Below are 12,854 nucleotides of genomic sequence, written 5' to 3'. Positions count from 1 at the left end.
TTTTGAGTAGGAACAGTGTTTCCTTTGGACTAAGGTTATTTCGTGAAAGTGTTTACATATGCATTATGACGAGCATTACAGGAATATTCGGCCAAATTGGCTTTTTTTCATTTTTATGGATGATAGGGCTTGCATTACAAGCAGGGTACAGATAACATAGAGGAAGATATTAGGGTATGCGTTAGCTGTTCAACTATGGTAAGGAGGTCTGTCTATCCATGCTGTTTGCAGAAGCTGCCACGGCGAGTACATCGAATTTTAATGCATTTGATATTTTTGTCATCTTATTTACGATCCTGATTTTCATCGGAGTTGTTCGGCTTCTTCGGGCACCGAAGAAGAATCTGTTTGCAATCGGATTTGCAGTAGTCAGCCTACTGGTATTTCTGATGACAGACTATGCGATGATAACAGGTTGGTTTGCTCAGTAGGAATGCCACTGAAGTGAATGGAATTTAAGCCAAAAGAGTATGAAGGAACACTTTCCACGGGAGACATGGAGGGTGTTTTTTTTCGTTTATATCGAGCGATTGAACAAGATTATACCTTCTCTACTAAAATAGGACTTAAAACAATTGTATATCCAGATTCTGTATGATACATTGAGGGATACCGGAATTGCAGATGAGAGAAAAAGAGAATAGATTCAGCGATGGATCCGATGTCGAGTCGCGCAAGAAGGATGTATAGAGAGGGTCAGGTGAGAATATGAGCGTGTTGGGTAAAAAGGGGATAGCCATACTGATGGCTGCTGTACTCTCGATTAGTGTAGCGGCAACGGCCGGTGCAGCTGAATCCAAAGCGGCGATGCAAGCGAAAGTGGTAGACGGTCAAGTCTATGTGAACACCAAGGATCTGCTCAAGGCAGTTGGTGGAAGTGGACAATATGATGCCAAATCCGGAACGTACACGTACAAGGGAAGTGAAGCCATTCCCAAAGTGATCGAAAAGGTATCTCCTTCGGTTGTAGGCATTATTGGGAAATCTACCGAAGTGCAGGACGGTGCAACATCAGACGACCGTTATAATCTTTCACATGGTACAGGTGTCATTATCCGGTCGAACGGATGGATTGTAACGAATGCTCACGTGGTCGACGGATTATTGAACCCTGTGGTCGTAACGACGGATGGCAATACATACAAAATTACGAAAACATACAGTGATGCACTCAGTGATCTGGCGCTAATCAAAATCAATGCCAAATCACTCAAACCGGCGAGCTTTGCCAAAGCTTCACAAACTACTGTTGGAGAAACGGTGATTGCCTTGGGTACGCCGATTTCCTTTTCTTTGCGCAACTCGGCAACGGTAGGGGTAATTAGCGGCTTGAATCGTGGTGTTGAGGCGACCTACCGGTTGATTCAGACCGACACGGCCATTAACCCAGGAAATAGCGGAGGACCGCTGGTCAACCTGAAGGGTGAAGTGGTTGGTATCAATTCCATGAAATTTTCTGCGGTCGGCGTAGAGAGCTTGGGATTTTCGATTCCGGTGGATACTGTTCAATATATCATTGATCAGTTTTTTAAATATGGAAAAATAAAACGTGCAAGTCTGGGACTACAGCTGGAAGAAAGTTGGTCTGCGATTGTGGGCCTGCCTACAGATGATCCCTTAACGATTACGGGCGTACTGTCTCCTGAAGCCAAGAAAGCCAAAATCAAAGAGGGCGATGTCCTTTACAGTGTGGCTGGCACACGTGTCTCTTCAGTAGTGGATATCAATGAGTTGCTCAAAAAGTATCTGCCTGGGCAAAAGGTAAAGCTGTTGATGCAATCGGATGGCGATATCGTCACCCGCACGTTGGTGCTTGCTGATCGCGCAGACATCGTAGACGAGGAAGATGAAGCGTTCCTTGCAGATGAAGAACAATAAAGCCCGGCGATCAGCCCGGATGGAGAGAGGACGAAAGAACGGAATGAAAAAGTCATGGATACGTGTGCTAAGCACAGGTGTATTAACCGGGATGCTGACCATTGGTGCGTCATTGCCTGTATGGGCATCTGATCTGACGACAAGTGAACTACGTGTCAAAGCTGGGAGCACGAGCGCCTACATTAACGGCGATAAGCAGGCCATAACCAAACCGTACAAGGTCAAGGGTGTAACGATGGTGCCTGTTGGAGTGTTCAAGAAAGCATTTGGCAGTGAAATCCGGTTGGAGAAAAATGATGTTGTCAAAATCAAGGAAGGTCCACACACGGTCACCCTAACGATTGGCAGTTCCATTGCCTGGGTGGATGGTGTAAAACATGAGATGGGTGCCGCTCCCAAGATGGTGAATGGTGTACTTATGGTCCCACTTCGTCCGGTTGCTGCCGGTATCGGAGCGACGCTAGCTCCAACCAGCTCCGGAGAAATGGTCATTCGTCTGTTGCAAACCGATGATTCGGTGGATGACGAGGATGGCATTCATCCGGACGAAGGCAAAACCAGAATTGGCAACAGTTTTTACGGTTGGTCCATTAACTACCCGGCAGACCTTATGGTTTTCCAGACCGGTGAGCAGGAGCGAATGATGACTTTCGGGGCTGCGGACAACAGTTATTATCTTGAAGTGTATGTCAGCGATCAGGATGTAGCTCTGGATGCAGATGATTTGTTGCAGCAACTCGTCCAGGAAGCCAAACAATCGGGAGATACCGTGCTGGATCGTGAAGCAGTGTCAAAAGGCAAAACGCCATATGCACGGATTATTGTAAAAGATGCAGACGGCATGTTATGGGAGATGCGTCAGTATCTGAGCGAAGGTCGTCAATATGATGTGTACCTCGCGGATTACGAAGCCTTGAATTATAAAGATCTGGGTAAACGTGCAGCGCTGCTCAATTCATTCCAGCCAACCTATGCGGAATCGGATCGAACGATCAAGGATCTGTCCACCGTAGATAATGGCATGCGCTCCGCGTGGAACGATGACTATGGTATTGAATTGAAGATTCCTGCCGGCTGGTCGATGGATAACAATCAGATGATCTACGAAGCCAAGGATGGTGCGTATCTGCAATGGCGTGTCACATCTGCGAAGGCAGGTACAACGGTAAAAGATTGGAGTGGTCAACTGGATAAGTGGATGCGGGAGACCTTTACACCAGAGAGTTACGAGCCAATTGGCTCATATACGATGGATATCTCAGGAGAGACTGCCGAGGTAAATGAATTCCGTTATAACTTTGGCGGGGGCTGGCAGACCGAGTTTGATGTTCTTTTACAGAAGAATGGGTATCGATATTATGCAGAGTATACGTTCCCTGAGGAGCAAAGTGCAGATCGGGCATGGTTTGAACGGATTATGAAGAGTGTTGAGATTGATTTTGATACGGTTGCCGATAATTTCGGTCAGCTGGATGAAGATCCTTATTTGACAGACAAAACGAAGACACTTACACGTACGTCCAAACGTTATAAATACAGTGTAGATATTCCGCGTTACTGGACACCGTATAGTGACCGATTCGAATATTCACCTGTGGTGTACACCTTTACGGGCGGAGAATTCTCCATTGCGGCTAGCGAAGATAAGTCAATCGAGATGACGGTCAGCCAATTGAGAGAAGCTTATGCCGAAGCCACCAAAACCCGTAAGAACTTCAAGTTGCTTGGCAGTGAGGAGCTGACGTTTGCGGGTGTGCCTGCATTTTCCTTTACGTATCATGAACTGGACAAAGGCGTGCCATATGCGGGTCGCCAGATCGTGTTTGAGAAGGACGGAACAACCTATACGATTACAAGTGGGCTGAATGATGCCAACAAAACAGAAGTTCAGGCGGCAGCCTTGGAAAAAGCAGTGAACTCATTTACTTTTATTAAATAATTGTAGTGGAGCCGGAGGGTCAAAAGACCTTTCGGTTTTTTTCGTTGTACTGGAAATGAAAATGGTAAACGATTTTTTCAGGAAACCGTAGAAGAGTCGGTGCAGAAGTGTTACAATATACTAGTTCAGGAGTTATGACTGCTGATCCGATGAATATGAATGACTGTAAGCTTGGAGTTCAGGCAATACAGACATAATAGATAGATATTGTATTACCGTGACAATGCAGGTGTACCCGATAAGGTGCAGTCTTAGGCTTGGTATGTTCAGGCGTTTAAGGATATAGGGATGAAATCCGGCGGATAGCCGGTTATGGGGAGGATCTACATGAAAACAGCAACAATACGAAGAGAAGACGTTGAACTTCTGGCGCCTGCTGGTGACTGGGATTGTATGCGTTCGGCGGTAGCTAATGGCGCAGATGCAATTTTCTTCGGAGTCGAAAAGTTTAATGCACGGGCACGGGCCAACAATTTCCGCATGGACGAGCTGCCGGAGATTATGGCGTTTTTACACAGTTATGGCGTAAAAGGTTTTTTGACCTTTAATATATTGATTTTTGAAAATGAATTGACGGATGCCAAAGAACTGATTGATGCATGTGTCGATGCAGGTGTGGACGCAGTAATTGTTCAGGACTTGGGTTTGGTGAAGATGATCCGCGAGATCTCGCCGGATTTCCCGATTCACGGTTCAACACAGATGACGATTACGTCCCCGGAAGCGGTCGAGTTTACGAAGCCGTTTGATATGGAACGTGTCGTTCTGGGACGGGAGAACAACCTGAAGCAGATCCAGAAGATCGGTGAGCAGGCAAAACTTCCAATGGAAGTATTTGTTCATGGTGCGCTGTGTGTATCTTACTCGGGTCAATGTCTCACTTCCGAAATGTGGGGAGGACGTTCGGCAAACCGTGGGGAGTGCGCACAAGCTTGTCGTCTTCCATACGACCTGATGGTGGATGGAGAGCACAAGCCGATGGGTGATGTGGCTTATCTGTTGTCTCCAAAGGATCTGGCAGCGATTGATCTGATGCCTGAATTGATCGAAGCAGGAGTAACTTCTTTCAAAATTGAAGGACGTCTCAAAACGCCGGAATACGTAGCAAACGTAGTAAGCAAATATCGTAAAGCGATTGACCGTTATTTTGATGGAGATAACACACCGCCAAGCAAGGAAGAAGTTCGCGAATTGCAGCAAAGCTTCTCCCGTGGCTTCACACATGGTTTCCTGAGCGGTACAAATAACAAAGAACTGGTGGATGGAACGTTCCCGAAAAGCCGTGGTGTCTACCTCGGTCGTGTAGATCAAGTGTTGCGCGATGGTGTGGTCCTGAAACTGGATGCACCCGTGAAACGTGGAGATGGGATCGTATTTGACGCCGGAGACCCGACTCAGAAGGAAGAGGGCGGACGTGTATACGATGTACGTCGCAAAGGCGTAAAACTCGAAGGCGAAGCAGAAGAGGGTTGGATCGTTGATGTCGTGCCAGGCCGCAGTGACGTGGATCTGCGACGCGTGAAGGTTGGCGACAAAGTGTGGAAAACGAATGACCCGGCGCTGGACAAACGTCTGCGTCAAAGCTTCGAGACCGAGAAGCCATACCGCGTATTCCCGGTGAAGGTGAAAGTCATCGGCAGCCCGGGGCAGCCACTTAGCACGTGGTGGACAGACGTGCAGAAGGGCACGACCGTCCGGATTGATTCCGAGATGGAACTTGACATCGCTCAGAAGCGTCCAATGACACATGAATTGCTCGAAGAGCAGTTCGGACGTCTGGGAGGCACCGTCTTCCAGTTGGAAGGAATGGACGTCAATCTGCACGGTGACGTTATCATCCCAATGCGCGAGTTGAACAACATTCGCCGTCAGGCGGTAGAACAACTCGCGGGCGAGCGTCCTAAACCGCCCGTCTACGTGAAACGAGCGGTAGATGTGTACGGCGATTCGGTTAAACCGGCATCGCCAGTCGCTCGCGGTCAAGCAGAACTGACCGCGCTCTGCCGCAGCTTGCCACAAGTGGAGGCAGCGATTGAAGCAGGGATCGGCATGATCTATGCCGACTTCGAGTTCATCAAGCAGTTCCCGGCAGCCGTGGAAGCTGTGCATGCCGCTGGTCGCAAGATCGCGCTGGCAACACCGCGTATTCATATGCCTGGGGAGAACGGATATCATAACAACATCCTGCGTCTGAAGCCAGATGCGGTATTGGTTCGTAATACAGGCGCACTGTACTTCTACCTGCGCCACCGGATGGAAAACCCGGATGCGAAGCACCCGGAACTGATCGGCGACTTCTCATTGAACATCGCCAATCACAAAGCAGTTGAATTGTTCCTGGAAGCAGGCTGTGACTGGATTACGCCATCCTATGACCTGAACATTCAACAAATGGTTGATTTGCTGGGCCACTCCCGCACAAGTCAGACCGAAGTGGTTATCCATCAGCATCTGCCGATGTTCCACACCGAGCACTGTGTATATTGTACGTTCATGAGTGAGGGAACGGACTTCACGAACTGTGGCCGTCCTTGTGAGGAACAGCGTGCATCACTGCAAGACCGAATCGGCATGTCACACCCCGTACGTGTGGATGAAGGCTGCCGTAATACGGTATACAACGCAGTGGAGCAGTCGGGTGCCGAGTATCTGACCAACTTTATGGATCTGGGTGTATCCCGTTACCGTGTGGAATTCCTGGAAGAGACACCGGAGCAGGTACGCGAAGTTATCGATCTGTACAACCGTGCACTGCGCGGCGAGATCAGTGGTACACAAGTTTGGAAAACACTCAAAGCAACGAACCAACTGGGCGTGACACGTGGTCAATTGGTGAAATAAACAGATTGTATTTTACATCAACATTTACAATCAAGCATGAAGCAACCCCAATCTCTGCTTTACGGAGCTCTTGGGGTTTTTTTACATCATGACACAGGAGGCGAAGAAGCGTGGCGCCATTCACAATTATGGATATCAAATTGCTGTGCGGGGTCACGGCATTCAAGCGCGGAGAAGATTATAACCAATCTGGCAGGGTGACCAATCTGGTGGTCGGTGAGGATCAGCTTCATTATGAAGCACAGGTACGTGGATCGGAGCGTTATCAGGTTACGGTGGATATAGATGGATCAGGTGAGATTGTGGCAGGTTGCAGTTGTCCGGGTGACGGCAGGCATTACGACTATTGCAAACATGTCGCTGCTGTCCTGTTGGCTATTCACGAATGGGGCGAGCAGCAGGAGCGTAATGCCACGATTGCTTCTGGGAAGCCTCCTCAACCTGCTACAGGCCAAGGAGCCAATACCAGTTCCAGTTCAGGTTCCAAGTCCAGGGTTGGAACGTTGGTCGAAGAAAGCATATGGGAGCGACCACAGTCTGCTTCACAACGAGAGCAACTGAATGATGCTCCAGAGCGTCCGCCCGTTCACTTTGCCCAAACAGGTCGGCCAAGCTCAGCTTCGGGTTGGGGCCGCTCGGCAGATAAACCTTCTTACCGTACGGCGGATCAGATTCTGTCCATGTTTGCCAAAGATCGGAGACCGCTACATGGAAATGATCGTAAGTACACTGCCCCTGTCAGCCGTTCCTCCCTGCGGGAAGAATTGCAGGTTCAGTTTATATGTAAGCTGACACAGGTTCATAAGGGTGGGGGGAAACTTGCTCTTGAACTGAAAGTGGGTAACAAACGGCTGTATGTGGTGCAGAAAGTGAAGCAATTCCTGAACTGCATCGAGAAGGGCGAGCCCATGTCATTTACCAAGCTGTTCCACTATGATCCATTAATGCATGTGTTCACTCCGCAGGATCAGGCGATTCTCTCGATGCTTATTCGAATGAGGCAGAGTGAGGAGGCCTATCGCCAATCCATCTCCGGTTATCTGGGAGCTTCGGACGGACGGGATATACTGATTGCTCCGCTCGTATGGAAGCCATTGCTGGAATTGCTGCTACAGGCTGACAGCCGGATGGAGGGCACGGGATTTGCCAATGGACCACTCACGCTCGGTGAGGGCGTATTGCCTTTGTTTTACCGGATTGCCCAGGGAGCGAATGAAGGATATCAGCTTGAAATTTCCGGACTGCGTGAGCTGATTCTTCTCCCTGCTTATGATGCCGCTGTGGTGGAAGGACAGTTGCATATGTTGGAGCCGATGCAGATGCGAAGTCTGGAGGACTTGAGTGGAGCACTCACTTCATATGGAATCAAGGAAAGCATCGATATTTCGACCCAGCAGGTGGATGAGTTTGTACAGCATGTCGTGCCAGAACTGCGTACGCTTGGACATCTGTCCATTGATTCACAGGTGCGTGAACAGATCGCGGAACCGGAACTTTCACCCAAGTTGTACATCGACTTCTATCGTGAGCGTATTACAGCACGTCTGGAATTCGACTATGAGGTCATGGTTATTAATCCGCTTGCAGAGTATTTGATAGATGAAGAAGAGAAAAAGGTTATTTTGGTGCGTGATCGATACAAAGAGCGGAATCTAATTGAACGGCTCGATCGTTCTTTTCTGGAACGTGATGGTAGTGTCTGGGCGAGTGAACGGGAAGATGCGATCTATGATGTTATGTATCATTTGTTGCCTGAACTTGAAAAACAGGTAGATATCTATATGCCAAACGCCGTGAAGGCGATGGTGCAATCCTATCCAACACCGCCGAAAGTACGAGCAGATTTGGGAAGAGGACTGGACTGGCTGGAAATTTCATTTGAGATGGAAGGTGTGAACGAGCAGGAACTTCAGGAACTCATGCGTCGCATTGTGGAAAAGAAACCATATTTCCGTCTCAAGAGCGGTGTCTTTCTCTCGCTTGAAAATGAAGGTGCAGATAGCTTCGCTCATATGGCCGATTCACTCGGACTGGGAGCGGATGATATTAAGAGCAGCCATATCCGGCTGCCAGCGGTTCGGGCGTTACAATTGCCGGGCAGGGATGAAGTTTCCGGTCATGTGAAGTGGGGAGGTTCTCTGAAACGTTTCCTCGATGATCTCCGAGATCCTGAGCGGATGGATTTTGCACTACCGGGATCTCTGACCCCCATCCTGCGGGATTATCAGAACAGCGGATACCAGTGGCTGCGTACCCTCGCTTATTATCGTTTTGGCGGCATTCTCGCGGATGATATGGGACTTGGCAAAACGTTGCAAAGCATCGCCTATATCACAGCGGTACTCCAGGAGAAGCCCAAGTACAATATGGACAATACGGGCGGTGATAAATACCGGGAGAGCGGATCATTACGGGGCGGTGAAACGTTGGCGACTTCCGACATCGATCCCAAAACTGGGCTTCCATTGGATAAGATGGCTTCAGTTAATACGGATGGCTTATGGTCTACGATGCAGCAGGATGGACTGACAATTCGAACGAGGGTCATTCATCCCCCGGTACTTGTCGTGGCGCCTGCCTCGCTGACCTACAACTGGGCTAATGAGTTTGCGCGGTTCGCCCCGCATCTGAACGTCCTGATCGCAGCCGGTCAGAAAGAAGAGCGAGCCAATATGCTTTCTGGCATGGATGAGGCAGATGTAATTGTGACGTCGTATCCTCTGTTGCGACGGGATTTGGACACCTACCTGGGCCGAACCTTCCATACGCTCATTCTGGATGAAGCTCAGGCAATCAAAAATGCTTCTTCTCAGACCGCGCAGGCAGTCAAACAAATTCAGGCCCCGCGTCGTTTTGCACTCACAGGAACACCTGTAGAGAATTCGCTGGATGAATTATGGTCCATTTTTGAAGCCGTATTCCCTGGGTTGTTTCCAAGTTACAGAAGATTCCGCGACCTTCCTCCGGAACGGATCTCGCGAATGGTGCGTCCGTTTATTCTGCGCCGCCTGAAGAAGGATGTGTTGGAAGAATTGCCTGATCGAATTGAAACGGTACAGCGGTCAGAGCTTACGGTTGAACAGAAGAAACTGTACGCCGCATACCTTTCCCAGCTTCAGGATGAAGCATCGAAGGACATGGAGGATAACGGATTCCAGAAGAATCGTATCAAAATTCTGGCTGGCATCACGCGCTTGCGTCAGTTGTGTTGTCACCCGGCCCTCTTTGTTGAAGGCTATCAAGGCGATTCCGGGAAAATGGAACAGTTGCTTGAAACGGTCGAGGATTGTTTGGCCGTAGGCAAACGTATTCTTATTTTCTCCCAATTCGCGAGCATGTTGAACCTGATTCGTCAGACGCTCACGGCACAGGGAAGAAATCTGTTCTATCTCGATGGTCAGACCCCTGCACAGAGCCGTGTCGAGATGTGCCGCAGATTTAATGAGGGCGAAGCAGAATTGTTTCTGATTTCTCTTAAGGCTGGAGGGACAGGACTAAACTTAACAGGTGCAGATACCGTTATATTATATGATCTATGGTGGAATCCTGCGGTGGAAGAACAGGCTATTGGGCGAGCCCATCGTATGGGACAGAAACAAGTGGTGCAAGTCATCCGTCTGGTTACCGAAGGTACGATCGAGGAGAAGATTTTGGAGCTCCAGCAGCGCAAGAAGGACTTGATTGCCGAAGTGATCGAACCGGGAGACGGGGGATCGACGACTTTATCAGAACAGGATATTCGCGAATTGTTGATGGTATAATGGAGTCCAAGCAACGTAGCAATAAGAATCATTAAATATATTAAAATATGTATCTAGCAAAAGGAGTGGGTTCGTGTGCGTATTCGTAAAGCAATTATTCCAGCCGCAGGGCTGGGTACCCGTTTTTTGCCTGCCACCAAGGCGATGCCGAAAGAAATGTTACCCATCGTGGACAAGCCGACGATCCAGTACATTATTGAAGAAGCCGTAGCTTCTGGCATTGAAGATATCATTATTGTGACGGGTAAAGGGAAACGGGCCATTGAAGATCACTTCGACTATTCTTTTGAGCTGGAGCAGAATTTGGCGGGCAAACAGAAATGGGACCTACTCAACGAAGTACGCAAACCTTCCGAGATGGCAGACATTCATTATATCCGTCAAAAGGAACCGAAGGGACTTGGTCACGCCATCTGGTGTGCACGCAAGTTTATCGGCAACGAACCTTTTGCCGTCCTGTTAGGGGACGACATTGTAGAAGCGGAACATCCCTGCCTGAAGCAGATGATCGATGTTTACGATGAACTGCAATCTCCGATTGTTGGTGTACAGCCTGTTGATTGGAGCGAGGTATCCCGCTACGGAATTGTGGACGGAGATTTGCTTACCCCTACCGATGATCGTGTTTTTCGCGCTAGGCGCTTAATTGAGAAACCAAAGACCGAAGATTCCCCTTCGAATCTTGCTATTATGGGACGTTATATTCTTACACCGGATATTTTTGAGATACTAGGTCAACAATCTGCTGGTGTCGGGGGAGAAATCCAGCTTACGGATGCCTTGTCCCGATTGAATGAACAGCGGCAGATTATCGCATATCATTTTGACGGACTGCGTCATGATGTTGGTGAGAAGTTGGGTTTTATTGAGACATCGATTCATTATGCGTTGCAGCACCCGGATTTGCGGGAGGATTTGTTGGCGTACCTGAAGAAGATAGTGGCGTCGAACTAATATATTTCTAATGAATAAGATCACAAAAAAGGTTTGCCCTTTGAAGTAAACTGTACCCTATAGAGTAGATACTTTAAAAAAGTCTCTCTATGGGGTATTTTTGTTATATACCATGTACGAGACAAGGACGGAGAACGATTAATGAGTAAGAAAACATTTACAACAAGCGAACTAGAGCAACTTGCTACAAATCCCTATGTGAAGTCTGTTTCGACCAAGGGAATCACTTATACGGACGAGTTCAAACAACTCTTTATTACATTAAATCAGCAAGAAAGGCTGCCTAGAGAGATCTTTGAGACTTGTGGATTTGACGTTCAGATCATTGGAATGACTCGGGTCAAAGCCGCAGCCGACCGATGGAGAGCCAGTTACAACGAGCAAGGGGCTATAGGCTTACAAGATACACGAGGCAAACATTCAGGAGAGTCTCTAAAACGAGAGTTAACCTTGGCAGAAAAGAACGCGAAACTCGAAGCGCAGATTCACCTGCTCCAAGCAGAGAATGAACTCTTAAAAAAGATTCGCCTGGCCGAACGGGGGTGGAACCACGAGTAAAACTAACGCCTAGCCTTCGATACAGGTTAATCCGAACCGTGATTGAGAAATACCATCTTCAGCGAATGGTAAGTGTTCTGTGTGAGACTGCTGGGGTCTCCAAAAGCGGATATTACCGATACTGGAGCACTTCAGCCATTCACAGACGCACGAAGAAGGAACAGGTTGATGAGGAAATAGGTGTGTACATTCGTCAAGCCTTCCAGTTTAAGAAACGTAACAAGGGCGCTCGTTCCATTAAGATGACGCTGCAAGGACAATTTCAGATCATTTGGAATCTCAAGCGCATCCGAAGAATCATGAAAAAATACGATATTGTATGCCCTCATCGACGAGCTAATCCCTACAAACGAATGATGAAGGCAACCCATGAACATCGAACCATGCCTAACCTGTTACAACGCAACTTCAAACAAGGCATCCCGGGCAAAGTACTTCTAACAGATATTACATACTTAAGTTACGGCCAAGGGAAACGCGCCTATCTGTCCACCATTAAGGATAGTTCCACCAATGAAATTTTGGCTTATCATGTGTCGGAGCGAATGACGATGGATCTGGCGACAAACACGTTGCTTCACTTACAGAAAAATCGCAAATTCAAGAAGAGTCGTAATGCCTTCATTCATTCCGATCAAGGTACGCATTACACTCATCCGGATTTTCAGAAGAAAGTGAAACGGATGGGGCTTGGACAATCCATGTCAAGACGAGGAAATTGTTGGGATAACGCACCGCAGGAGTCGTTTTTTGGTCATTTTAAGGATGAAACTTCCTTAAAGAGCTATGCCACGTTAGACGAAGTCAAACGTGAAGTTAAAGCCTATATGACCTACTATAATCACTATAGATACCAGTGGAACCTAAAAAGGATGACCCCTGTACAATACAGAGATCATCTTCTTGAAGCCATATAGTTTTTT

7 protein-coding genes are annotated in these 12,854 nt (G+C 48.1%); all 7 read left to right on the top strand.

The annotated features are described in order from the left end of the window. Nucleotides 1-218: 218 nt before the first annotated feature. The 7 genes from NST33_RS27935 (at nt 219) to NST33_RS27905 (ending at nt 12,848) form a co-directional block, all read left to right on the top strand. Nucleotides 219-431, top strand: coding sequence for a hypothetical protein (locus NST33_RS27935; protein ID WP_017692026.1), 213 nt, complete (start codon nt 219-221; stop codon nt 429-431). A 277-nt stretch (nt 432-708) separates the two neighbouring features. After that, nucleotides 709-1,878: a trypsin-like peptidase domain-containing protein gene (locus NST33_RS27930; RefSeq protein ID WP_339305843.1), complete on the top strand. Its 1,170-nt coding sequence runs from the start codon at nt 709-711 to the stop codon at nt 1,876-1,878. 43 nt (nt 1,879-1,921) lie between these two features. Further along, nucleotides 1,922-3,817, top strand: coding sequence for a stalk domain-containing protein (locus NST33_RS27925; protein WP_339305841.1), 1,896 nt, complete (start codon nt 1,922-1,924; stop codon nt 3,815-3,817). A gap of 327 nt (nt 3,818-4,144) precedes the next feature. Continuing rightward, nucleotides 4,145-6,658, top strand: coding sequence for a U32 family peptidase (locus NST33_RS27920; protein WP_237177474.1), 2,514 nt, complete (start codon nt 4,145-4,147; stop codon nt 6,656-6,658). A 110-nt stretch (nt 6,659-6,768) separates the two neighbouring features. Beyond that, nucleotides 6,769-10,419, top strand: a complete 3,651-nt coding sequence (locus NST33_RS27915; protein WP_339305839.1) for a DEAD/DEAH box helicase — start codon at nt 6,769-6,771, stop codon at nt 10,417-10,419. Nucleotides 10,420-10,494: 75 nt separating this feature from the next. Further along, nucleotides 10,495-11,373, top strand: coding sequence for a UTP--glucose-1-phosphate uridylyltransferase GalU (gene galU, locus NST33_RS27910; RefSeq protein ID WP_339305837.1), 879 nt, complete (start codon nt 10,495-10,497; stop codon nt 11,371-11,373). A gap of 141 nt (nt 11,374-11,514) precedes the next feature. Then, nucleotides 11,515-12,848, top strand: a protein-coding gene (locus tag NST33_RS27905) for an IS3 family transposase (protein WP_339183318.1) whose coding sequence is annotated in 2 segments (ribosomal slippage) — nt 11,515-11,917 and nt 11,917-12,848 — 1,335 coding nt in all. Because the reading frame shifts where the segments join, the coding sequence is not laid out codon by codon here. The last annotated feature ends 6 nt before the right edge of the window (nt 12,849-12,854 follow it).

Origin of the sequence: Paenibacillus sp. FSL L8-0435, assembly GCF_037965655.1 — a bacterium.
In the GTDB taxonomy this organism is placed as follows: Bacteria; Bacillota; Bacilli; order Paenibacillales; family Paenibacillaceae; genus Paenibacillus.
This window is presented reverse-complemented; position numbering and strand designations above follow the sequence as displayed.